The sequence below is a fragment of the Microbacterium sp. NPDC058062 genome (assembly GCF_042885375.1).
Classification (GTDB): Bacteria; Actinomycetota; Actinomycetes; order Actinomycetales; family Microbacteriaceae; genus Microbacterium; species Microbacterium trichothecenolyticum_C.
Genome location: NZ_JBHVSC010000006.1, coordinates 176,306 through 198,215, shown reverse-complemented (window position 1 = coordinate 198,215; position 21,910 = coordinate 176,306). Strand labels below are relative to the sequence as shown.

22 protein-coding genes are annotated in these 21,910 nt (G+C 71.0%); 4 read left to right on the top strand and 18 right to left on the bottom strand.

Annotated elements, in window-relative coordinates; all coding sequences use genetic code 11:
* Positions 1 to 187 precede the first annotated feature (187 nt).
* From ACFVSU_RS19160 to coaBC, 3 genes are all read right to left on the bottom strand, one after another.
* Positions 188 to 826, bottom strand: a complete 639-nt coding sequence (locus tag ACFVSU_RS19160) for a hypothetical protein (protein WP_387146655.1) — start codon at positions 824 to 826, stop codon at positions 188 to 190.
* A gap of 111 nt (positions 827 to 937) precedes the next feature.
* Positions 938 to 1,834, bottom strand: coding sequence for a glycerophosphodiester phosphodiesterase (locus ACFVSU_RS19155; protein ID WP_387146652.1), 897 nt, complete (start codon positions 1,832 to 1,834; stop codon positions 938 to 940).
* A gap of 79 nt (positions 1,835 to 1,913) precedes the next feature.
* On the bottom strand, positions 1,914 to 3,149 hold the full coding sequence (coaBC, locus tag ACFVSU_RS19150) for a bifunctional phosphopantothenoylcysteine decarboxylase/phosphopantothenate--cysteine ligase CoaBC (RefSeq protein ID WP_387146649.1): 1,236 nt from the start codon (positions 3,147 to 3,149) through the stop codon (positions 1,914 to 1,916).
* Between the two features lie 70 nt (positions 3,150 to 3,219).
* On the opposite strand from coaBC, the gene ACFVSU_RS19145 reads away from it, so the two are divergent.
* Positions 3,220 to 3,936, top strand: coding sequence for an NRDE family protein (locus ACFVSU_RS19145; RefSeq protein WP_387146646.1), 717 nt, complete (start codon positions 3,220 to 3,222; stop codon positions 3,934 to 3,936).
* Between the two features lie 50 nt (positions 3,937 to 3,986).
* Positions 3,987 to 4,748, top strand: a complete 762-nt coding sequence (locus ACFVSU_RS19140) for a hypothetical protein (protein ID WP_387146643.1) — start codon at positions 3,987 to 3,989, stop codon at positions 4,746 to 4,748.
* 73 nt (positions 4,749 to 4,821) lie between these two features.
* On the opposite strand, the gene ACFVSU_RS19135 is transcribed toward ACFVSU_RS19140, so the two are convergent.
* The 10 genes from ACFVSU_RS19135 to ACFVSU_RS19090 form a co-directional block, all read right to left on the bottom strand.
* A complete protein-coding gene (locus ACFVSU_RS19135) occupies positions 4,822 to 5,685 on the bottom strand; it encodes an aldehyde dehydrogenase family protein (protein ID WP_387146640.1) in 864 nt (287 codons plus the stop codon).
* Entirely contained in the window at positions 5,682 to 7,181 is a 1,500-nt protein-coding gene (locus tag ACFVSU_RS19130; protein ID WP_387146637.1) for an aldehyde dehydrogenase family protein, read from the bottom strand. Before ACFVSU_RS19130 ends, ACFVSU_RS19135 begins: the two co-directional genes overlap by 4 nt.
* A gap of 32 nt (positions 7,182 to 7,213) precedes the next feature.
* On the bottom strand, positions 7,214 to 8,221 hold the full coding sequence (deoC, locus tag ACFVSU_RS19125) for a deoxyribose-phosphate aldolase (RefSeq protein WP_387146634.1): 1,008 nt from the start codon (positions 8,219 to 8,221) through the stop codon (positions 7,214 to 7,216).
* A gap of 53 nt (positions 8,222 to 8,274) precedes the next feature.
* Positions 8,275 to 9,219, bottom strand: coding sequence for a sugar-binding transcriptional regulator (locus ACFVSU_RS19120; RefSeq protein WP_387146631.1), 945 nt, complete (start codon positions 9,217 to 9,219; stop codon positions 8,275 to 8,277).
* Between the two features lie 95 nt (positions 9,220 to 9,314).
* Complete coding sequence (locus tag ACFVSU_RS19115) at positions 9,315 to 9,707, bottom strand: hypothetical protein (protein ID WP_310289739.1); 393 nt, start codon at positions 9,705 to 9,707, stop codon at positions 9,315 to 9,317.
* A gap of 85 nt (positions 9,708 to 9,792) precedes the next feature.
* The gene (locus ACFVSU_RS19110; RefSeq protein ID WP_387146628.1) at positions 9,793 to 10,764 is read right to left on the bottom strand and encodes a bifunctional riboflavin kinase/FAD synthetase; all 972 of its coding nucleotides are present in this window, start codon (positions 10,762 to 10,764) and stop codon (positions 9,793 to 9,795) included.
* A complete protein-coding gene (locus ACFVSU_RS19105; protein ID WP_387146625.1) occupies positions 10,761 to 11,207 on the bottom strand; it encodes a hypothetical protein in 447 nt (148 codons plus the stop codon). Before ACFVSU_RS19105 ends, ACFVSU_RS19110 begins: the two co-directional genes overlap by 4 nt.
* Before the next feature lie 41 nt (positions 11,208 to 11,248).
* Positions 11,249 to 11,617 carry a hypothetical protein gene (locus ACFVSU_RS19100; RefSeq protein ID WP_045296346.1) on the bottom strand — a complete coding sequence of 123 codons (369 nt, stop codon included), beginning with the start codon at positions 11,615 to 11,617 and terminating at the stop codon, positions 11,249 to 11,251.
* Positions 11,614 to 12,501, bottom strand: a complete 888-nt coding sequence (gene truB, locus ACFVSU_RS19095) for a tRNA pseudouridine(55) synthase TruB (protein ID WP_387146622.1) — start codon at positions 12,499 to 12,501, stop codon at positions 11,614 to 11,616. Before truB ends, ACFVSU_RS19100 begins: the two co-directional genes overlap by 4 nt.
* A complete protein-coding gene (locus ACFVSU_RS19090; RefSeq protein WP_387146619.1) occupies positions 12,501 to 13,181 on the bottom strand; it encodes a uridine kinase in 681 nt (226 codons plus the stop codon). Before ACFVSU_RS19090 ends, truB begins: the two co-directional genes overlap by 1 nt.
* A gap of 58 nt (positions 13,182 to 13,239) precedes the next feature.
* Here ACFVSU_RS19090 and ACFVSU_RS19085 point away from each other — a divergent pair, with 58 nt between their 5' ends.
* A complete protein-coding gene (locus ACFVSU_RS19085; RefSeq protein WP_387146616.1) occupies positions 13,240 to 14,106 on the top strand; it encodes an A/G-specific adenine glycosylase in 867 nt (288 codons plus the stop codon).
* A 75-nt stretch (positions 14,107 to 14,181) separates the two neighbouring features.
* Here ACFVSU_RS19085 and rbfA read toward each other — a convergent pair whose 3' ends face one another.
* The 5 genes from rbfA to ACFVSU_RS19060 all read right to left on the bottom strand — a co-directional run bounded on the left by rbfA (position 14,182) and on the right by ACFVSU_RS19060 (position 20,881).
* Positions 14,182 to 14,616: a 30S ribosome-binding factor RbfA gene (gene rbfA, locus ACFVSU_RS19080; RefSeq protein ID WP_056370212.1), complete on the bottom strand. Its 435-nt coding sequence runs from the start codon at positions 14,614 to 14,616 to the stop codon at positions 14,182 to 14,184.
* Between the two features lie 66 nt (positions 14,617 to 14,682).
* Positions 14,683 to 17,523: a translation initiation factor IF-2 gene (gene infB / locus ACFVSU_RS19075; protein ID WP_387146613.1), complete on the bottom strand. Its 2,841-nt coding sequence runs from the start codon at positions 17,521 to 17,523 to the stop codon at positions 14,683 to 14,685.
* Positions 17,524 to 17,614: 91 nt separating this feature from the next.
* Positions 17,615 to 17,866 carry a YlxR family protein gene (locus ACFVSU_RS19070; protein WP_310289727.1) on the bottom strand — a complete coding sequence of 84 codons (252 nt, stop codon included), beginning with the start codon at positions 17,864 to 17,866 and terminating at the stop codon, positions 17,615 to 17,617.
* Between the two features lie 34 nt (positions 17,867 to 17,900).
* Positions 17,901 to 18,890, bottom strand: coding sequence for a transcription termination factor NusA (gene nusA, locus ACFVSU_RS19065; protein WP_116193892.1), 990 nt, complete (start codon positions 18,888 to 18,890; stop codon positions 17,901 to 17,903).
* Between the two features lie 131 nt (positions 18,891 to 19,021).
* Entirely contained in the window at positions 19,022 to 20,881 is a 1,860-nt protein-coding gene (locus tag ACFVSU_RS19060; protein WP_387146609.1) for a lipase family protein, read from the bottom strand.
* 116 nt (positions 20,882 to 20,997) lie between these two features.
* Here ACFVSU_RS19060 and ACFVSU_RS19055 point away from each other — a divergent pair, with 116 nt between their 5' ends.
* Positions 20,998 to 21,834: a DUF1206 domain-containing protein gene (locus ACFVSU_RS19055; RefSeq protein ID WP_387146606.1), complete on the top strand. Its 837-nt coding sequence runs from the start codon at positions 20,998 to 21,000 to the stop codon at positions 21,832 to 21,834.
* Positions 21,835 to 21,910: the final 76 nt, after the last annotated feature.

Genomic DNA, 21,910 nt, shown 5'->3' with positions numbered 1-21,910 from the left:
ACACCGATGGTTCTGCGTGCTCCCGCGGGCGGCGCGAACGCCGTCGCGAACGCGGGATCAGGGATTGGCCACCGGCGGTCGCGGGCACTCGCTTCTGCGAGCTGCGACATCGTCAGCGGTTCCCCGCGCACCATTCTAGGGGAACGGACCCCGGAACGGGGCAAACCCGCGCGGGAAAACGCGGGACTCAGCCCCAGACCGTCGCCACGATGTCTTCGGTGTACCCCTCGGGGGCGAAGTTGATCCACGCCGTCGTCACGAGTCCGCCGCCGCCGACGTAGTGGGTCTCGCCGCGGGTGTACTCCTTGTCGTCGAGCGTCACGCCCTTCTGCTCGATGCGGCACACGGTGCCGTCGCCGAGCGCTTCGCAGCCGAAGCCCGCCACAGGCAGCGCCGCGAGCACGGCCTTCTCCTGATCGGCGTCGACCGCGGTCACGTTGGTCGCGAGCCCGAACTCACTCGGCTGCCCCCACGAGCAGCGCAGCGTCGGCGCACCGCCGTGGATGATCTCGAGCAGGTCGGCGTTCTCCGTCGAGAGCATCGTCACGCCCGGGTCGTTGAGGGGCGGGTTCGCCGACTGCAGCTGCGCGAGCATCGCAGCGGAGTAGATCTCCTCGCACGCGCCGGGCACCTCGAAATCGGCCTGGGGCTTCTCGGTCTCGACCGGGGTCGGAGACGGATCCGGCGTCTGGTCCTTCATCGTGATCGAGGGACTGCTCGAGGGCGTCGCCTCGGACTCGGGCCGGCATCCGGTGACGACAGCCGCCAGGGCCGTGAGCGCGACGCACCCGATCACGATCCGCGTCAACCGGCTCTGCACGACCATTCCCACGCCACCTCTCGCGCGCCGCGGAAGACTGAGGGGCGACGCGCCTTCGACCCTAACGAGACGGGCGGACGGATGCCGGGGGCCACGCCGCGCGCACGAGCACAGGCGTCACGGGCCGGCGTAGGCGCTCTGCCACTCGGACAGCGTGTGCGGGTCGTCGGTGACGATGCCGTCGACGCCGAGCGCGGTGACCTCGTCCCACTGGGAGTCGTCGTTGAGCGTGTAGACGACCACGCGTGCACCTGCGGCGTGGAGCTCATCGACGATGCCCGGCCGCGCGAGCACCGCCTTGCGGTTCACGACGACACCGCGCGCTCCGGCCTCGGCGACCGCGCTCACGACGTCCGACGGGAGCTGCTTCAGGATGAGCAGCCGCGACAGCACGTCCGATCCGGCCGCGGCGAGCGCGAGCGTCCGCGCATCGAAGCTCGCGAAGACGATGCGGCGCTCGAGGCCGCGCGCGACGACCTCGGCGACCGCCGCGTCGACGGCCACGGCATCCCATTCGCCCTTCAGCTCCACGATCGCGCGCCCGTCGGCGGCGACGAGCGCGTCGAGGAACTCCACGAAGGTGGGGACCGGAGTGCCGGCGAAGCCGCGGTCGAACCAGGCGCCGGCGTCGAGGGCCTTCACCTCGGCCAGGCTGAGGGAGGCGAGCCGCCCGTGACCGTCGGTGGTGCGATCGACCGTCTTGTCGTGCATGAGCACGGGCTGCCGGTCGGCGGTGAGCGCGACGTCGACTTCGACGTAGTCGAACCCGGCCGCGAGCGCGGCGGTGATGGCGGGCAGCGTGTTCTCGGGCGCGGTCGCCGCTCCCCCGCGATGGCTGGCGATGAACGCGGCTTCTCCCGGCGTCCGCTCGTCCCCCATCAGCTCGCGCGAACTCACGCGCGCAGGAGTGGCGCCGAGGAAGGCGATCACCAGGCTCGCGATCGCGAGGACGCACATGACGGACAGGGCGTGGATCCGGTCGCGGGCGCGATCGGATGCCGCGGAGTAGGGCATCGGGCATGTCCTCCGGGGGTCGTACCCACGTCATCGTCGACGTGGTGCGGACCACTCTACATGCGCCGTTACTTATTCGTTACTTTGTTTTGGCTTGGCTTTCGCGCACCATGCGGACCGCGTCCCAGAGGGCTTCGGCGACGTCTTCCTTGCTCCCTCGCCGGGCACCGATGACCTCGCCGTCGGCGCCGATGATCGTGACGGCGTTGTCGGCGGCCTCGAATCCCTTCGACCAGCCCACCTCGTTCACCGCGAGCAGATCGGCCCTCTTGCGCGCTGCCTTGCGGCGCCCTCGGTCGAGGAGGGTCTCGCCGTCACCGGGCGTCTCGGCCGCGAATCCGACGATCGTCTGCCCCTCGTGCCGACGCCGGACGAGTCCCGCGAGGATGTCGTCGTTCTCGATCAGGTCGAGCGTGATGCCGCCGACCGGAGCCGACTCCTTGGAGCGCTTGAGCGGCGACACCTCGGCCACGCGGTAGTCGGCGACGGCGGCCGCCATCACGATGACATCGGCCGCTCCCGCTTCCGCCGCGACGGCCTCGCCGAGCTCCGCCGCGGTGCCCGCGCGCACGACCCGCAGACCGGGACGAGCGGATGCCGCGGCCAGCACGCCGTCGTCCACGTGGGCGGCGACGAGCACGACGTCGGCTCCGCGCTCCGCGGCGGAGAGGGCGACGGCGACGCCCTGCCGTCCGCTGGAGCGGTTGCCGATGTAGCGGACGGGATCGATCGGTTCGCGGGTGCCGCCGGCGCTCACGACGACGCGCAGTCCGCGCAGGTCGCCGGCGCCGCCTTCAGCCGCGGCGAGCGCGGCTTCGACGATGACCTCGGGCTCCGACATCCGTCCCGGTCCGCTGTCGCCGCCGGTGAGCTCGCCGTCCGCCGGGCCGACCACGATGACGCCGCGCTCGCGCAGGACCGCCATGTTGTGGACCGTCGAGGGGTGTCGCCACATCTCGGTGTGCATCGCGGGCGCCACGACGACCGGTGCCGTGGTGGCGAGTAGGGTCGTTCCGAGGAGGTCGTCCGCGAGCCCCGCGGTCATCTTCGCCAAGGTGTTCGCCGTCGCGGGCGCCACGATCACGAGGTCGGCCGCCTGGCCGAGCGCGACGTGACGAACCCGTGCGACGTCGTCGTGGACGGAGGTCGTCACGGGGTGACGGCTGATCGCCTCCCAGGTCGGCATCCCCACGAAGCGCAGCGCGTCCTCCGTGGGGACGACGTGGACCTCGTGCCCGTCCTTGACGAGCAGGCGCACGAGCTGAACCGTCTTGTAGGCGGCGATGCCACCGGTGACCCCGACCACGACGAACACCCTCCGATCTTGGCACGACTGCCCGAACACCCGGCCCACGCGCCGTACGACCCACCCGAGGAGCGCCGCAATGTGCACCGTCGTGATCCGCGTCCCCGAGTCGCCGGAAGAGCCCACGCGCGTGCTCGCGATCCGCGACGAGGATCCCGAACGGCCGTGGAACCCGCTCGGCCGCTGGTGGCCCGAGGCGCACGACGGCGTCGTCGGCGTGCGCGATGTGCGCGCGGGCGGCGCCTGGCTCGCGGCCGATCCGGCGGCCGGCCGCCTCGCGGTGCTCCTCAACCGCGCAGACGAGTCGACGCGCCCCGAATCCGAGCTCGTGTCGCGCGGCGGCATCGTGCTCGACGCGGTCGCGGGCCGCTCCCCCGCCGGCGAGCCCGCGACGCACGGTTTCAATCTCGTCGAGGTCGACGGCGCGCACGCGCGTGTGCTCACGTGGGACGGCGTCGCCCTCCGCACGACGGAGCTGGAACCCGGCACGCACATGATCGCGCACGACGACGTCGACGACAGCGGCACACCCCGGATCGCCCGGTGGCTGGGCGAGTTCCAGTCGACGGCGCCTGCCGTGGACGGACGATGGTGGATGCCGTGGGTCGAAGTGCTTGAGCGCTCGGCCGAGCTCGCACCCACGGACGACGGTGCGATCATCCGCGACAACCGCCCGCTCGGCTACCCGACCCTGTCACTTCTGGCGTGCGTCGCCTCGGTGTCGACGGACGACGTCGACGTGCACTACGGCGAACTCCGCGAGCCCGGCCAGTGGGGCGGCCTCGAGCTGCGCTGAAGCCCGAACCCTGGCTTTGGGACACCCAGTCCCAGTACGTTGGGGTTCACATGAACCTCGCCGCCAAGATCACCACGGGCGTCGCCGTGCTCGCCGTCGGCGGCCTCGTCGCCCTCGCCGTCCCGACCGTCTCGGCCGCGTACGCAGAGGTGTCATCCTGGGCGATCTTCCAGCCGACCGAGGAGCCGAGCGTCGAGCCTCCGTCGGACGAGGACGACCCGATCGGCCAGAAGATGATCGAGGAGCTGGGCGACGGCTACGTGTACGTCGGCAACGGCACCGCGATCCCCAAGGACAGTCCTGCCGGGTGCGAGAACCCGGCGTGGATCCACCTCGGCGGAATGAGCGCCAGCCTGAGCGGAGACCTGGTGGACCGGGGCGCACGCGACCTCGCCGCAGGCACCGCCGGCCTGGACGACGACGGCCGGGTGGTGACCTACACCGTCGAGCCCGGTGACGCGCTGTACGCGATCGGCGATCGATTCTGCATCGCGAACGCGCTCACCATCGCGACCCTCAACCACACCCGCACCATCCAGCCCGGCGAGATGCTGCTGCTCCACCCGGACGGCTCCATCCCGTGGATTCCGTACTTCAACCCCGCCGGGGCCCCTGCCGGCTACCAGCAGATCCCGTACCAGCTCGCGATCGAAGCGATGAGCAGTGCGGCCCAGGCGGGCGACCTCCAGGCCATGCGCGCGATCTTCACGGACCGCCTGTCCGGCCTGTTCCCCAATCCCGCCCACGCCGACCTCATCAAGCAGGCGCTCGACGTCGGCGACATCGAGGTGCTGCGCCAGATGTTCGCGTAGCCCACGAAACGCCGAGGCCCCGCCCCCTCCGCCGGGGAGGGAAGCGGGGCCTTTCGCAGGCGTCGCCTGATCGTCAGACGAGGCTCTTCGGGTGCCAGACGGTCTTGGTCTCGGTGAACGCGCTGATGCGAGCGAGGCTCGGGGCCGCAGCATCCGTTCCGTTCTCGGGAGGAAGCACGCGCGTCAGCGTCTCGGCCGCGGCGATCTGGAGGTCGATCCAGTCGAGCTCGCCGGCGCCGACGAGGTCGAGCGCGTGCACGTCGGGGTGCGACGCGAGCCACGGGGCGATCTCGGCCGGCGACCCGGTGAGCACATTGACGACTCCGCCGGGCACGTCGCTGGTCGCGAGCACCTCGGCGAGCGAGATGGCCGAGAGGGGGTACCGCTGCGACGCGACGACGACGACCGAGTTGCCGGTGACGAGCGCAGGCGCGATGGCCGAGACCAGGCCGACGAGCGCGGTGTCCTGCGGGGCGATGACGCCCACGACCCCGGTCGGCTCGGGCACCGAGATGTTGAAGTACGGACCGGCGACGGGGTTGCCGTTACCGGCGACCTGCCCGAACTTGTCGCACCAGCCGGCGTACCAGACCCAGCGGTCGATCGACTCGTCGACCTCGGCGCCGGCGACCGCGGCGGAGACGCCCGTCTGCTGCACGATCTCGTCCACGAACTGCGCCCGACGACCCTCGAGGATCTCGGCGACGCGGTAGAGCACCTGACCGCGGTTGTACGCGGTGGCACCCGACCAGCCCTTGACGGCGCCGCGGGCTGACACGACGGCATCGCGGGCGTCCTTGCGGGAGGCGAGCGCGGCGTTCGCGAGGAAGTCGCCCTTCGGCGTCGCCACCTCGTAGGTGCGACCCGACTCGCTGCGCGGGAAGGCGCCGCCGATGTAGAGCTTGTACGTCTTGGGAACGGTCAGTCGCTTGCTCATGCCGAGACCTCCTTCTTCGAACGGCCCGCTTCGACGCGGGCGGCGCCGGTTCCGACGGCGGGCGCGCCCTTGAGGTAAGCGGCGAGTCCGTGGCGGCCGCCCTCGCGGCCGTAGCCGGACTCCTTGTAGCCGCCGAACGGCGACGACGGGTCGAACCGGTTGAACGTGTTCGCCCACACCACGCCCGCGCGAAGGCGGTCGGCGACGGCCAGGATGCGCGAGCCCTTGTCGGTCCAGATGCCGGCCGACAGGCCGTAGGGCGTGTTGTTGGCCTTCTCGATCGCCTCGGCGGGCGTGCGGAACGTCAGCACGGAGAGCACCGGACCGAAGATCTCGTCGCGCGCGATGCGGTGCGACGCCTGCACGTTCGTGAAGATCGTCGGCGCGAACCAGAAGCCGTTGTCGGGGATGACGCACGGCGCGCTCCAGCGCTCGGCGCCTTCTTCCTCGCCGACCTTGCTCAGCTCCTTGATGCGGTCGAGCTGCTCGCGCGAGTTGATGGCTCCGATGTCGGTGTTCTTGTCGAGCGGGTCGCCGAGGCGCAGCGTGGACAGGCGGTCCTTCAGCCGGTCGACGACCTCGTCGTGGATCGACTCCTGCACGAGCAGGCGGCTGCCGGCGCAGCAGACGTGCCCCTGGTTGAAGAAGATGCCGTTGACGATGCCCTCGATCGCCTGATCGATGGGAGCGTCCTCGAACACGATGTTCGCGGCCTTGCCGCCGAGCTCGAGCGTGAGCTTCTTGTCGGTGCCGGCGACGGCTTTCGCGATCTCACGCCCGACGGCGGTGGAGCCGGTGAAGGCGACCTTGTTCACATCGGGATGCCGCACGAGGGCCGCGCCGGTGGCGCCGGCGCCGGTCACGATGTTGACGACGCCCGGGGGCAGATCGGCCTGCTGCAGGATCTCGGCGAAGATGAGCGCCGACAGCGGCGTGGTCTCGGCTGGCTTCAGCACGACGGTGTTGCCCGCCGCGAGCGCCGGGGCGATCTTCCACGCGAGCATGAGCAGCGGGAAGTTCCACGGGATCACCTGCCCCGCGACGCCCAACGAGCGCGGGTCGGCACCGAGGCCGGCGTAATCGAGCTTGTCGGCCCAGCCGGCGTAGTAGAAGAACCATGCGGCGACCAGCGGAACATCGACGTCGCGGCTCTCCTTGATGGGCTTGCCGTTGTCGAGGCTCTCCGCCACGGCGAGCTCGCGGGCGCGCTCCTGGACGAGACGCGCGATGCGGAAGAGATACTTCCCGCGGTCGCGGCCGCTCATCTTCGACCACGTCTTGTCGTAGGCGCGGCGCGCGGCGGCGACGGCGGCGTCGACATCCGCCTCGCTCGCCGAGGCGATGGCCGCGATGTGCTTCTCGTCGGCCGGCGAGATCGTGGCGAACGACTCGCCCGATCCGGGGCGGAACTCGCCGTCGATGAACAGCCCGTACTCGTCGCGCAGGTTGAGGATGGCGCGGGATTCGGGGGCGGGTGCGTATTCGAGGAAACTCATGTCAGTCCTTCGGTAGCTGTGCTCGTCGAAGCTCAGTCGATGGTCACGTAGTCGGCGCCGGAGTAGTGGCCGGTCTTCAGCTTCTGACGCTGCAGGAGCACGTCGTTGAGGAGGCTGGATGCGCCGTAGCGGAACAGGTGCGGCTGCAGCCACTCTTCGCCCACGGTCTCGGCGACGGTCACGAGGTACTTGATGGCGTCCTTCGACGTGCGGATGCCGCCGGCCGGCTTCACGCCGACCTTCTCGCCGGTCGCACGGTGCCAGTCGCGCACGACCTCGAGCATGAGGAGCGTGACCGGCAGCGTCGCCGCCGGCTGCACCTTGCCGGTCGAGGTCTTGATGAAGTCGCCGCCCGCCAGGATCGCGAGCCACGACGCGCGCTTGATGTTGTCGTAGGTGTTGAGCTCGCCGGTCTCGAGGATGACCTTCAGCGACGCGTACGAGCCGTCCTCGCGACGGCAGGCCTGCTTCACTCGGGCGATCTGGTCGAAGACGAGCCCGTAGCGCCCGGCGAGGAAAGCCCCACGGTCGATGACCATGTCGATCTCGTCCGCGCCGTGGGCGACCGCCTCAGCGGTGTCGGCGAGCTTGATGTCGAGCGACGCACGGCCGCTCGGGAACGCGGTGGCGACGGCGGCGACGCTCACTCCCCCGTCATCGGGGTCGCCGTGCGCGGCGCCCAGCGCCTCGACGGCGTACGGCACCATGTCGCCGTAGACGCAGACGGCGGCCACGCGCGGGGTCGTGGGGTCGGAGGCGTCGGGGTTGAGCGCCTTCGCGACGAGCGACCGCACCTTGCCCGGGGTGTCGGCGCCTTCGAGGGTGGTGAGGTCGATGAGCTCGATGATCTTGTCGAGCGCCCACGCCTTCGACGTCGTCTTGATGGAGCGGGTGCCGAGCGCGGCGGCGCGCTGCTCGAGGCCGACCGCGTCGACCCCGGGGAGCCCGTGGAGGTAGCGGCGCAGCGTCGTGTCGTCGGGCTGCCCGCCGAGCAGCTCGACGGCCCGCTCGGGCAGCGTCACGATGGAGGTGCCTGACATGTCCTGACCTGGCTTTCGTTGGGGTTCGAGAAATCGGATGCTGACGCCGCGAGTCACCCGTCGAGCAGGTGCTGCGCGGTCGATTCGTCGGTGACGAGCACGGTGCACAGGCGCGAGGCGACGACAGCGGCCGCGATCGCGCGTTTGGGCGTTCCGGCGATCGCGGCGATCGCGATGTCGGCACGCCGCAGATCATCGAGGGACAGGCCGACCGTGCGGGCATCGAGATCGGCGTCGACGATGCGTCCGTCGGCGTCGATGTACCGCCCGACGACGTCGCCGACGGCACCCGCCGCGACGAGTCGATCGATGTCGCCCGTCGTGAGGTAGCCGCTGTCGACGTGGACGGAGCTGTGGTCGGCGGCGCCCGCGCTGAACAGGTACGCGTTCGCCGAGCCCGCGGCGTCGAGCACTCTGGCGACGACGCGGTCGGCCTCGATGGCCTCCTTCGTCGCGCGCTGCTCGAGGATCGCAGGACTCGGCAGCAGCGCTGCCGTGCCCCCGCCCTTCTGAGCGATGCTGACCGCGGTGGCCGCCGCGGTGCCGGGACGCTGACTCATGCTGACGCCGCCGTTGATCTGCACGACGTCGGTGGCCCGCGACCAGCCGTCGCGCAGGTGGTGTGCGATGTCGGAGAGGGTGCGCCCCCAGCTGACACCGAGCACGCGCGGGCTCGGGCGGAGACCTGCGAGGTGGTCGGCGGCCGCCTGCGCGACACGCTGCTGGAGCTCATCCTCGCTGCGGACGCCCGCGCGCGAGACCACGACGGCATCGGCCAGGCCGCGCTCGTCGCGCAGGCGTCGCTCCAGCTGTGGCCGGCGCGCGCGGGAGTGGAGGATCTCGATACGGACGAAACCCTCTTCCTTCGCCTGGGTGAGAAGGCGCCCGACCTTCCAGCGCGTGATCTGGAGATTGCGGCCGATCTCCTCCTGCGTGAGGTTCTCCTCGTAGTAGAGCTCGGCAGCGCGGATCGAGAGAAGTTCGTCGACGGCGTCCACGATCCTCCTTCCGTCGTCTCCTCCAGGCTGACACAGACCGCGGACGGGCGCCAACATCTGAACAGACTTTGCTCACATGAGCATCGCGTTCAGGCTCAGGAGGCTGGACGGATGCCTCCACCGCCCGTCGCCGCCGGCGGCGATGCGGTGACCTTCGCGTGCCGCAGCAGCACGAAGACGCCGATGCCCACGACCACGATGAACGCGATCGACAGCGTCGTGAACGCGAACCAGTTGTCATCGAGCGCCAGCACGATGGCCGCCGACACGACCGCGATCGCGGCCGCGATGAGCTTCGACGCGAACTTCATGCCGATGCCCGGTGTCAGCCGCCCTGCCGGCGAGTCGCCGCGCGCGAGGATGAGATCCGCGAACGCGTCGAGGGTCGCGAGCAGCGAGGCGGAGTACGCGACCGCGCACCCCAGCGCACCCCACAGGTTGACGGAATCGGCGGCATCGGCGGCCGCCAGCAGGTCCAGCGCGTGCACGCCTCGATCGTAGGGGCGAGCGGGTGCGCCGGTCTACGGGTCGAGGATGGTGCCGACGAACAGACGGATGCCGCGGCCCGGTGCGTCAGGTCAGTTGGCGCCGCACGCGCACGATGTCGTCGCTCATCTGCGCGATGAGCGGCTCGATCCCCTCGAACGCGACCATACCGCGGATCCGCGACACGAACTCGATCTCGACGACGTGTCCGTAGAGGTCGAGGTCGGTCTCGTCGAGCACGTACGCCTCGACCTGGCGGACCGTCACATCGTCGAAGGTGGGGTTCGTTCCGATGCTGATCGCCGCGGGGTATCGCACGCTGCTGCGCGGTTCGGATGCTCCGTCCCGAGGCATCCCCTCGTCCACCAGCCATCCGGCGTAGACGCCCTCGGCGGGCACGAAGCCCTCCAGGTCGGCCGAGAGGTTCGCGGTCGGGAAGCCCAGCTCACGTCCGCGTTTGAGTCCGTGGACGACTTCGCCGCGCACGGAGTGAGGGCGGCCGAGCAGACGCGTCGCGCCGCCGACGTCGCCGGCGTCGAGCAGCTCCCGCACCCACGTCGACGAGACGCGGCGGCCGGCGTCGATGGCGCGCACGTCGTCGACGACGTCCACCTCGAAGCCGAACTCAGGGCCGAGTTCGCGCAGCAGCTCGGGGTTTCCGGCGCCGCCGCGGCCGAATCGGAAGTCCGCGCCGACCATCACGATCCGCACGCCGAGCGCGCCGACGAGCACGTGCTCGACGAACTCCCGCGCGCCGAGGTCGGCGAGTGCCCGATCGAACGTGAGCATGAGCGTCGCGTCGACGCCCGCGTCTGCCAGCAGACGGAGCTTCTGCTCCACACCCACCAGACTGTCGGGGCAGATCTCGGGGCGCAGGAGCGCCAGCGGGTTGCGGTCGAACGTCACCGCGACGACGCGCGCACCGGAGGCCGCAGCATCCACCCGCGCCCGGTCGATAACGGCGCGATGCCCCGAGTGCACGCCGTCGAACTTGCCGATCGCGACGACGGAGGGGCCGAAGCCCGCGGGCACCTCGCTCGGATCGCGGAAGACGATCACGATGCGACCGCCGCAGGTGCGGGGGTCTTCGCCTCGGCCGCGGGGTGGTGCGTCGCGAGCCACCAGATGCCGAGGAACGGCAGCACGAGCGGGACGAACAGGTAGCCCATGCCGAACCACGACCACACCGTCGGGTGGGCGAAGAGCTCCGGCATGACGAGGCTCAGCGTTCCGATGACCAGCACTCCGACGAGCTCGAACACGATCGCCACCCACGCCACGACGTACCAGCCGCGACGGCCGGCGAAGATGAGCGCGAGCGTCGCGACGATGTAGACGACGGCGGAGAGCGCCGACAGCGTGTAGGCGACCGGTGCCTCGTCGAAGCGCTCGACGATCTGCACGAAGGACCGACCGGTAGCGCCGAGGGCCATGATCGCGTAGAGGATCACGAGCACGCGGCCGATGCCGGTCATGCGGGGGCGAGCGGGAGTGGTCGACATAACCAGACGAGTTTAGTTCTTGTCGCCGAGGCCGCGGCTTCTCAGGCCACCTGGACGGTCCAGATGACGTACATGCGCCACACCATGACCGCGATGGACAAGGCCGCGATGCCCATGATCACCGTGCTCCAGCGGCTGCGTTCGAGGAGCGCCCACGCGACCGCGGCGAACGGCAGCAGCACCGCCGACACGAGGTAGACCCAGAACTCGAGCAGGCTCCCCGACGGCGGGTTGCCTGTGAGCGGCGCGACGATCGCGATCACGACCTGCACCAGAAGCAGCAGTTCGACGAGCGCCAGCGAGCCGACCGTCCAGTCGCTCGGGCGACGACCCGCGAGGCCGGCAATCACGCAGAACAGCCCGGCCGCGACGGCGACGGCGACCTGCGCGATCGTGAACCACAGGATCATCGGGCGGCCTCCTCGGGCATGTTCATCGCACTCTTCACGTCGGCGCCGCGGCGCTCGACGATGCCGACCAGCACGCCGTCCGGATCGATCGCGGCGGTCGGATCGGCGGGTAGGCGCTCTGCGGCGCCCAGCAGTCGCTTGCCGTGGCGGAGGTCGCGCGCCTCATCCGCGGTGACGTCGAACCTGCCGAGAACGGCGGTCGCCGCGGCCGCGGGGCCGAGCAGCGGCGCGTCGGCCAACGCGTCGACGGCGGCAGCCTCCGGGACCTCGAACGGGCCGATCCGCGTGCGCCGCAGCGCAGTGAGGTGACCGCCGACGCCGAGTGCGGCGCCGAGGTCGCGCGCGAGCGAGCGGATGTACGTGCCGCTCGAGCAGTCGACGACCACGTCGAGGTCGACGGTGCCGCCCGACCGGCGCTCGGCGAGGACGTCGAAGCGCGACACCGTCACCTCGCGGGCCTTGAGCTGCACCTCCTCCCCCGCGCGGGCGAGGTCGTAGGCGCGGCGCCCGTCGACCTTGATGGCCGAGTAGGTGCTGGGCACCTGCGAGATGCGCCCGGTCAGTGCGGCGATGCCGGCGGCGATCTCGGCGGAGTCGAGGGACGAGGCATCCGTCGTCGACACCGTCTGGCCTTCGGCGTCGTCGGTGTCGGTCGCGACACCGAGCCGGATGGTCGCTTCGTACGTCTTGTCGAGCCCGACCACGAAGGTCAGCAGCCTCGTCGCGCCCTCGACACCGAGGACGAGCAGGCCCGTCGCCATGGGGTCGAGCGTGCCGGCATGGCCGATCTTGCGGGTGCCGAGTGCGCGTCGCGCGCGAGCGACGACGTCGTGCGAGGTGATGCCGCCGGGCTTGTCGACCAGCAGGATTCCGGGTGCCGCCATCAGCTGCGCCCGACGATCCGGGGGTGTGCGAGGTCGGCGTTGTCGACGATGACGGATGCTGCGTCCCGCGGGTGCGCCTCGTTCAGGTAGATCTCCTGTCCCTGTCGGTAGCGCGCGTTCGAGGGGGCATCGGGGTCGGGATCGGAGTCGTCACGCAGCGCCATCCGGGCGTAGGCGACGTCGACGGGGACATCGAGCCACAGCGACCAATCCCACAGGTCCTGCAGTTCGGGACGGTTGAGGAAGATGCCGTCGACCACGAGCACCGCGTCGAGCGGGGCGGTGACCCATTGCGACTCGACAGGAGCGTCGCGTGCGACGTCGAACGCGGTGAGCTGGAAGCCGGTCGTGCCTGCGGTCTGCGCGCCGTCGCGGAACGGGTCGATGAGCACGCGGCGGAACGTGGCGTAGTCGTACGAGTCCCGGTAGAAGCCCTCCGGACTGCGCCGCCCGCGCAGATACCGCTCGGTGCGAGGGCGGTGGAAGCCGTCGATCCCCGCGCGGAACACGGCGTCGCCGGTCTCGGCGAACACCTCGGCGAGACCGTCGGCGAACACCGTCTTGCCCGCACCGTCGAGCCCGTCGATCGCCACGATCACGCGGCCGGCGGGGTACCGCCGACGCACACGGTCGCGCAGGTCGCGCCACAGCGTCGTTGTCGGAGTGACGGGCAGGCGCATGCTTCCAGCCTACGGCGCGCGGGCAGCGTGCCTCGCCCGGACGCCTACGCTGGAAGGCATGCCCGACCTCGCTGCTCCCCTGGTCGAGTGGTACCGCCAGAACGCGCGCGACCTGCCGTGGCGGCGGCCCGGATTCGTGGCGTGGGGCGTGCTGGTGAGCGAGTTCATGCTGCAGCAGACACCCGTGAACCGCGTCATCCCGCATCTCGAGGCGTGGCTCACGCGATGGCCGACGCCGAGCGACCTCGCGGCGGCCGCCCCCGCCGACGCGGTGCGACAGTGGGCGAACCTGGGGTACCCGCGGCGGGCGCTGTGGCTGCACCGGGCGGCGGTCGAGATCCGCGACCGGCACGACGGCGTCGTCCCGCGCGACGTGGACGCGCTGCTCGCGCTGACCGGCATCGGCGACTACACCGCTCGGGCCGTGGCGGTCTTCGCGTACGGCGACCGGCATCCCGTCGTGGACACGAACACGCGAAGGGTGCTCGCGCGTGCCATCGACGGCAGGTCGCAGCCCGGGCCGCCGTCGCGCCGCGACCTCGCGGCGATGGAGGCGATCCTGCCCGCGGACCGCACGACGGCGGCCGTCGTGAACGCGGCGGCGATGGAGCTCGGCGCGACGGTCTGCACCGCGCGCATCCCGCGCTGCGAGGCGTGTCCCCTCAGCGACCGCTGCGCCTGGCTCGCCGCCGGCCGGCCCGACACGGGCGACGAGCGACGCAAGCAGGCGCGGTACGAGGGCAGCGACCGGCAGGCGCGGGGCGCGGTGCTGAAGACGCTGAGGGATGCTGCGACCCACGCGGTGCCGCTCGCCGACGTCGTGCCGGACTGGCCTGACGCGCTGCAGCGCGACCGCGCCATCGACTCGCTCATCGGGGACGGGCTCGCCGAGGCATCCGACGGGATGCTGCGCCTCCCCCGCTGACCGAACCTGCCCGGGTACGCGGAACGCCGTGACCGAGGAAGTCGGTCGCGGCGTTCCGCGTGCGGTGTGGTGCGCTTACTCGTCGTCGTCGAGTTCGCGCGGCTTGAGGTACGGGTCGGCGTCGCCGGCGTACGTGGCCGAGGCCGCGAGACCCGCGACCGCGGCATCCCGCTCCTGCGCCTCACGGAGGAGGTCGGCGATGTGGCCGGCGTTCTCGGGGATCGCGTCGGGGATGAACTCGAGCGACGGGGTGAGGCGCACATTGAGGTGCTTGCCCACCTCGGAGCGCAGCATCCCGGTCGCCGCCTTGAGGGCCTTGGCGGAATCCTCGCGCTCCTCGGCGGAGCCGAGCACGGTGTAGAACACCGACGCGTGCTGCAGGTCGCCCGTGACGCGCACGTCGGTGATGGTGACGAAGCCCAGGCGCGGGTCGCGCAGACCCTTCTCGAGCCTCTCGGCCAGGATCACGCGGATGCGGTCGCCCAGACGGGCCTGACGTTCCGAAGACATGATGATGCTCCTTCCGAAGCGTGAGGGACGCCCTGACGGATCAGGACGCCCCTCACGTTGCGCGACTTACGCGCGGGGCTTCTCGACCATCTCGGTGGTCTCGATCTCGTCGCCCACCTGGATGTCGTTGTACTTGCCGAGGCCGATACCGCACTCGAAGTCCGTGCGGACCTCGGTGACGTCGTCCTTGAAGCGACGCAGCGACTCGATGGCCAGGCCATCGGCGAGGACCACGCCGTCGCGGATGACGCGCGCCTTGGCGTTGCGCGTGATCGTGCCCGAGCGGACGATGACACCGGCGATGTTGCCGAACTTCGAGGAGCGGAACACCTCGCGGATCTCGGCGACACCCGACTGGACCTCTTCGTACTCCGGCTTGAGCAGGCCCTTGAGCGACTGCTCGACGTCGTCGATCGCGTTGTAGATGACCGAGTAGAACCGGACATCCACACCCTCACGGGCGGCGCGCTCGCGCGCCTTCGTGTCGGGACGGACGTTGAAGCCGATGACGATCGCGTTGTCGATCGTCGCGAGGTTGATGTCGGACTCGGTGATCGCACCGACACCGCGGTGGATGATCCGCAGCTGGACGGAGTCGTCGACCTCGATCTTGAGCAGCGACTCCTCGAGCGCCTCGACGGCACCCGACACGTCACCCTTGATGATGAGGTTGAGCGACTCGACCTTGCCCTCTTCGAGAGCGCGGGTGAAGTCCTCGAGCGAGATGCGCTTGCGGGCCTTGGCCAGCTGGGCGTTGCGCTCGGCCGCTTCACGCTTCTCGGCGATCTGGCGGGCCGTGCGGTCCTCCTCGGTCACGATGAACGTGTCGCCGGCTCGCGGCACCGAGTTCAGACCCTGCACCTGCACCGGACGCGACGGGTAGGCCTCGAGGACCGGGTCGCCGTTCTCGTCCGCCATGGCACGGACGCGGCCGTAAGCCGTGCCCGCGACGATCGCGTCGCCGACGCGGAGCGTTCCGGACTGGATCAGCACCGTGGCGACCGAGCCGCGGCCCTTGTCGAGCTTCGCCTCGATGGCGACACCGCGCGCGTCCTTGTTCGGGTTGGCCGTGAGGTCCAGGCCCGCGTCAGCCGTGAGCAGCACCGCGTCGAGGAGCTCCTGGATGCCCGTGCCCTGACGAGCCGACACATCCACGAACATGACGTCGCCGCCGTACTCCTCTGCGACCAGGCCGTACTCGGTGAGCTGCTGACGCACCTTGGCCGGGTTGGCGTCGGGCTTGTCGACCTTGTTCACCGCGACCACGATCGGGACGTTCGCCGCCTGCGCGTGGTTCAGGGCCTCGACCGTCTGCGGCATGATGCCGTCGTCGGCCGCGACCACGAGGATCGCGAGGTCGGTCACCTGCGCACCACGGGCACGCATGGCGGTGAACGCCTCGTGACCCGGGGTGTCGATGAAGGTGATCGCGCGCTCGATGCCCTCGTGCTCGGTCCAGACCTGGTACGCACCGATGTGCTGCGTGATGCCGCCGGCCTCGCCCGCGACCACGTTGGTCTGGCGGATGGCGTCGAGCAGTCGCGTCTTACCGTGGTCGACGTGACCCATGACGGTCACGACCGGAGGCCGGATCTCGAGGTCTTCCTCGTTCTCCGCCTCCAGCTCGGCCTCGAGGTCGAGACCGAAGCCCTCGAGGAGCTCCTTGTCCTCGTCCTCGGGCGAGACCATCTGGATCTTGTAGCCGAGCTCGGCGCCGAGCACCTCGAACGTCGCCTCGTCCAGCGACTCGGTGGCCGTGGCCATCTCGCCGAGGTTGAAGAGGATCGTCACGAGCGTGCCGGGCTGCACGGTGTAGCCGCGCAGGGCCTCGAGCTTGTCGGCGAAGTCGGCGATCGATGCGCCGCGGCGCAGGCGGATGATCTCGCCGTTGCCCTTGGAGACGTTGACGCCGCCGACGATCGGCGCCGACCGCATCTCGAACTCTTGACGCTTCGCCCGACGCGACTTGCGCTGCTTCGACTTGCCGCCGCCCTTGCCGAAGGCACCTGCGGTACCACCGCCGGGACCACGGCCACGACCGCCGCCGCCGCCGGGACGACCGGCGAAGCCGCCGGGTGCTCCCGCACCGGGCGCGCCGCCGGGACGCTGGAAGCCGCCGCCGGCACCGCCGGGACGACCGGGACCGCCGGGACGCTGCTGGAACGGAGCGCCGGGACGACCGCCGCCACCGGGGCGACCCGCACCACCCGGACGCGGAGCGCCGGGACGGGGAGCACCCGGGCGCGGAGCCTGGGGACGCGGGATGTTGCCGGGGCTCGGGCGCTGGCCCATGCCCTGCGCCGACGCGAAGGGGTTGTTGCCCGGACGCGGGCCGGCGGGACGCTGGCCCATGCCCTGCGAGGACGCGAAGGGGTTGTTGCCGGGACGCGGGGTGCCACCCGGACGCGGCGGCTGCGGGGTCGCGGCGGCGGGGCCGGGCTTGGGCGCACCGGGCGCGGCCGGGGCCTCAGGCGCCTTGGCGGCGGGAGCAGCCTTGGCGGCCGGCGCGGCGGGAGCCGGTGCCGCGGGGGCCTTCGCAGCGGGGGCCGCCGGGGCGGTCTCCGCCGGAGCGGCCTTCGCGGCCGGAGCCGCGGGGGCAGCCGGAGCGGCCGGGCGCGCCGGACCGGGCTTCGCAGCCGGGCCGGGACGACCGGCGGGTGCGCCGGGCTTCGCCGCCGGCGCGCCGGGAGCCGCAGCCGCGGGCTTCGCCGCAGCGGGCGCCGCGTCAGCGGACTTGGCCGCGCCGTCGGCTTCGAGTGCCGCGCGCAGCTTGCGCGCGACGGGGGGTTCGATGGTGGACGAGGGGCTCTTGACGTATTCGCCGAGCGCCTTCAGCTTCTCGAGGGCGACCTTGCTGTCGACGCCGAGCTCGGAAGCGATCTCGTGCACGCGTGGTTTGCCAGCCACAATTCTCCTGTCTAGGGCCTACCCAGACAGGGCAGACCGTTATTGGCGGACGGGTCTCATTTCGAGCCGTTCACTTTGTTTCCATAGCCGTTCAGCCTTTTCGCTGGATGTGCTCTTCGATGGTCTGCGTGTCAAGCGGGCCTGACACACGCAATGCCCGCACGAAGGCGCGGCGCCGAATGGCGGCATCCACGCACTCCGGCGTCTCGTGCACCCACGCGCCTCTTCCGGGCATCGAAGCACGCTCGTCGACGACGAGGTGGGATTCGATGGAGACCACCCTGAGGAGGGTGGTCCGGAGAGCACGCGTGCGGCATCCGACGCACGTTCGTACAGGATCCATGGTACACCCCGGGGCTGGGAGCCAGCGCCGCGGGTCAGCCTTCCTCGAGGATCGAGTCCGGCTGGATGTCGATCTTCGCGCCGGTGAGCTTCGCGGCCAGACGGGCGTTCTGGCCCTCCTTGCCGATCGCGAGCGACAGCTGGTAGTCGGGCACGAGCGCGCGCACCGCCTTGTTCGAGGCATCCAGGATGAAGCTCGAGGTCACCTTCGCGGGCGACAGCGCGTTCGCGACGAACTTCGCGAGTTCGGGGTCGTAGTCGACGATGTCGATCTTCTCGCCGCCGAGCTCCTCGGTGACGGCGCGCACGCGGCGGCCGAGCTCGCCGATGCAGGCGCCCTTGGCGTTGATCGACGGGTCGTTCGCCTTGACCGCGATCTTGGTGCGGTGGCCGGCCTCGCGCGCGAGTGAGACGATCTCGACGAGCCCCGCGGGGATCTCGGGAACCTCGAGCGCGAACAGCTTGCGGACGAGGCCCGGGTGCGTGCGCGAGACGGTGATCTGCGGGCCCTTCGTGCCCTTGGCGACCGACGTCACGTACACGCGCAGACGCGCGCCGTGCGCGTAGTCCTCGCCGGGCACCTGCTCTTCGGGAGGCAGGATCGCCTCGACGGTGCCGAGGTCGACGTGCACCATGCGCGGGTTCGGGCCCTGCTGCACGATGCCGGCGACGATGTCGCCCTCCTTGCCGCGGAACTCACCCAGCACGGCGTCGTCGGCGATGTCGCGGAGACGCTGGCTGATGACCTGCTTCGCGGCGAACGCGGCGATGCGGCCGAAGTCCTCGGGAGTCGACTCCTCCTCGCCGACGACCGCGCCCTCCTCGTCGAGCAGCGGGATGAACACGGCCACGTGACCGGTCTTGCGGTCGAGTTCTGCGCGCGCGCCCTCCGGCAGCTCGCCCGTGGGCGAGGTGTGCTTCGCGTACGCGGTCAGGATCGCCTGTTCGATGATGCGCACGAGCTCGTCGAAGGGGATCTCCTTCTCGCGCTCGACAGTCCGCAGCAGTCCGAGATCGATGTCCACAGTGGCCTCCGTATTCAGCTCTCACCAGCACGTCGACGCGCGCCGGAACCCTCCAACATTACCGGATGCCGCGTCCCACGGTTCTGCGAGTCGGCTCCACGCCCTGCGCAGCTGCCGGCACCCTCGTCGCCTCACCTGGCGCAGTCGTCGACGTGGGTGCCGGAGTGGCGGAACCGCGCGTCCGTCCACTCGATGAGCACGGGCACGAAGTGCGATCCGGGCAGCAGCGTGCGCAGATGGTCGTAGCCGCGGTACTCGAGGCTGCGCACCTGGTTCCCGTCCGCACACAGCCGGTCGACGAACTCGCGCTGCAGGTGGGGCGGGATGACCTCGTCCTGGTCCCCCCACGCGACGAGGATCGGCTGCGTCCAGGGACCTGTCGGCGTGTTGTCCTCGAGGCGGCGGCCGAGCGCGCCCGCGGTGAGGTCGCCGACGTAGAGTGGGCGGTCCTCCGAGACGCCGAGCGCTGTCGCGACGGACACGATCACGCCGGGCTCGGACGGGCACCGCTGCGTCATCTCGCGGACGATCGCCTCAGAGCCCGGTGCGATGTAGTGGGTGAGGTCGACGTCGTCATAGGTGTCGGCGTAGGGCACGAGCACCCACGAGATGAGGATCGACAGCAGGGCGTTCGCGTCGCCGCTGGTGAGTTCCTCGGCGAGCGCGACCGGCTCTGCGGCCGGTGCGAGCAGGGCTGTGCCCCGCACATCCAGATCGGGCGCGTAGTCGTCGGCGATCTGCGAGGTCCAGAGGGCGGCGTGTCCGCCTTGGGAGTGCCCCCAGACCACGGTGCGGCTCGACAGCGTGACACCGTCGAGCTCGCGCGCGGCGATGACGGCGTCGAGCGACGAACGCGCCTCGCCGCGGCCGATGAGGTACGGGAACACGCCGGGCGCTCCCTGTCCCGAGTAGTCGGACGCCACGACAACCCAGCCGTTCGCGATCGCCTGGTCCAGTCCGGGGATCGCCCACTTCGTCGCCGACGCATCGCGCAGGCTCGGCGCGCACCCGCGGGCGACGCCGGTGGTGCCGTGGTTCCACACGACGACCGGTCGTGGGCCGGGAGGCGGGTCCTGCGGCACGATGACCAGTGCGCTGGCCACCGCCGGCTGGCCGTTGGCGTCGCGGGTCGTGTAGAGGACGCGGCGGACGTCGGCGCCGGCGGGCTTCTGCCCCGAGAAGTCGTCGCTGCGGATCAGGCGCCCGTGGTCGTACGGCACGATGACGGGCGGGTCGTAGAACGCGTCGACCACCTGGGCGCCGTCCTCGAACCACGAGTTCGCCCACCACCCGCCGACCGCGAGCACCACCAGCAGCGCCGAGAGCGCGTAGCGCCCCACGGCCAGCCACGCCGCGCGGGCACGGCGGCGACGCGTCGTGGATTCCGGAACGGATGCTGCGGGCAGCCCTGTCGCCGGAACGGAACGGCGTCCCTCCACGAAGGCGCGCACCGCGCGCACCAGGAGGGTGGCGCCGAACACGATCGTGCGGACACCGAAGATCACCGCGACGAGGAGGACCGTTACGTCGGGCCATGCGTACGACAGCACGCCGAATGCGATCTGGGTACCGCCCCACACCCCGGCGAGCACGCGCTGGCTCACGCTGCCGCGGGACACCGCGTCGTAGAGGGACGCGAGGCCACCCAGCACGAGGAGCACCGCGATGATCTCGGGCAGCAGCTCGAGCGTGCGGCCGAGACCGAAGAGCACCGCCAGGCCGAGCGCGATCCACAGGCCGCCGAACACCAGTCGGGACCAGAGCGGCGTCTCGGGCGCGGCGAAGATGCGCGCAAGCCCGGAGAAGACGGCGCTGAGGCCTACATACACGGTCAGCAGCACGAGGGACGTGAGCGGTCGCGTCACGATGAGCAGCCCGACCAGGAGCGAGAGCGCGCCCACGACGACGAGCACGACGGGAGGAGCTCCACGCACCAGGCGAGGTACGACGCTCCAGCCGGTCGCCGGCGGTCGACGGCCCTCGCGGATCATCCGCCCCATGATAGATCGGCTGCATATGAGCCACCTGCTGCCCGCGGGTGGATGTCACCGCGGTGGGGCCGAGTCAACCCCCCGGCCGCCCGCAAGGCGGGGGCTAGCGTGAGGATGTGGAGACCCGCGGCGGCGTGAGGGCGAACGCGAAGCACCTCGCCCGCGAGGCGGAGTCGAGCTCCGTCTTCGAGACGCTCGCACGCGCCGGGTATGTGGCGAACGGCCTCATCCACGCACTCATCGGCGTCATCGTCATCGTGATCGCCTCCGGCGGACGCGGCGAGGGCGATCAGGCGGGCGCCATGAAGGCTGTCGCCGGGGCGCCGGTCGGGTTCCTGGTGCTGTGGCTCATCGGGATCGTCCTGTGGGCTCTCGCGCTGTGGCATGTGAGCGAGGGCATCCTCGCCCATGACCTGTCGGGCGACGTCGAAGGCGCGGCCCGCAAGTGGAGCCGGCGGCTGGCGGAGTTCGGTCAGGCGGCCGTGTTCGCCGCTCTCGGCGCGATCTCCGTCGCGGTGGCGATGGGGGCGCGCCCCGACGCCGAGAAGACAGCCGAGGGAGCCAGCCGGAGTCTCCTGCAGATCCCGGGTGGACCCATCGTGCTCGGCCTCGTGGGCGCGGGGATCGGCATCGGCGGCGTGGCGTTCGTCGTCATGGGCGTCCGGAGAAGCTTCCGCAACCGGATGCGCATCCCGGACGGTGGACTCGGCTGGGGCTTCACGACGCTGGGCGTCGTCGGCTTCATCGCGAAGGGCGTCGCGCTCCTGATCGTGGGGGTGCTCCTCGTCGTGGCGGCCGTACGCGCCGATGCGAAGACCGCAGGCGGGCTCGACGGCGCCGTCGACGCGCTGCTCGAGCTGCCGCTCGGTCCCGCGCTCGCGTGGGTGGTGGGCCTGGGATTCCTCGCCTACGGCATCTTCACGATCGCCCGCGCCCGCTTCGCGTGGATGTGACAGGGGCCGGCGCACGAGGGTAGCCGCAGCATCCGTTCTGTCAATGGTCTGGCAGAGCACCGCGACGCGGCGGAGT

What these genes read in the sequence shown, in the direction of transcription:
- ACFVSU_RS19160 (WP_387146655.1), bottom strand. Translation starts at nt 826, where the DNA reads ATGGTCGTGCAGAGCCGGTTGACGCGGATCGTGATCGGGTGCGTCGCG.
- ACFVSU_RS19155 (WP_387146652.1), bottom strand. Translation starts at nt 1,834, where the DNA reads ATGCCCTACTCCGCGGCATCCGATCGCGCCCGCGACCGGATCCACGCC.
- ACFVSU_RS19145 (WP_387146646.1), top strand. Translation starts at nt 3,220, where the DNA reads ATGTGCACCGTCGTGATCCGCGTCCCCGAGTCGCCGGAAGAGCCCACG.
- ACFVSU_RS19140 (WP_387146643.1), top strand. Translation starts at nt 3,987, where the DNA reads ATGAACCTCGCCGCCAAGATCACCACGGGCGTCGCCGTGCTCGCCGTC.
- ACFVSU_RS19135 (WP_387146640.1), bottom strand. Translation starts at nt 5,685, where the DNA reads ATGAGCAAGCGACTGACCGTTCCCAAGACGTACAAGCTCTACATCGGC.
- ACFVSU_RS19130 (WP_387146637.1), bottom strand. Translation starts at nt 7,181, where the DNA reads ATGAGTTTCCTCGAATACGCACCCGCCCCCGAATCCCGCGCCATCCTC.
- deoC (WP_387146634.1), bottom strand. Translation starts at nt 8,221, where the DNA reads ATGTCAGGCACCTCCATCGTGACGCTGCCCGAGCGGGCCGTCGAGCTG.
- ACFVSU_RS19105 (WP_387146625.1), bottom strand. Translation starts at nt 11,207, where the DNA reads ATGTCGACCACTCCCGCTCGCCCCCGCATGACCGGCATCGGCCGCGTG.
- ACFVSU_RS19100 (WP_045296346.1), bottom strand. Translation starts at nt 11,617, where the DNA reads ATGATCCTGTGGTTCACGATCGCGCAGGTCGCCGTCGCCGTCGCGGCC.
- truB (WP_387146622.1), bottom strand. Translation starts at nt 12,501, where the DNA reads ATGGCGGCACCCGGAATCCTGCTGGTCGACAAGCCCGGCGGCATCACC.
- ACFVSU_RS19090 (WP_387146619.1), bottom strand. Translation starts at nt 13,181, where the DNA reads ATGCGCCTGCCCGTCACTCCGACAACGACGCTGTGGCGCGACCTGCGC.
- ACFVSU_RS19085 (WP_387146616.1), top strand. Translation starts at nt 13,240, where the DNA reads ATGCCCGACCTCGCTGCTCCCCTGGTCGAGTGGTACCGCCAGAACGCG.
- rbfA (WP_056370212.1), bottom strand. Translation starts at nt 14,616, where the DNA reads ATGTCTTCGGAACGTCAGGCCCGTCTGGGCGACCGCATCCGCGTGATC.
- ACFVSU_RS19070 (WP_310289727.1), bottom strand. Translation starts at nt 17,866, where the DNA reads ATGGATCCTGTACGAACGTGCGTCGGATGCCGCACGCGTGCTCTCCGG.
- ACFVSU_RS19060 (WP_387146609.1), bottom strand. Translation starts at nt 20,881, where the DNA reads ATGATCCGCGAGGGCCGTCGACCGCCGGCGACCGGCTGGAGCGTCGTA.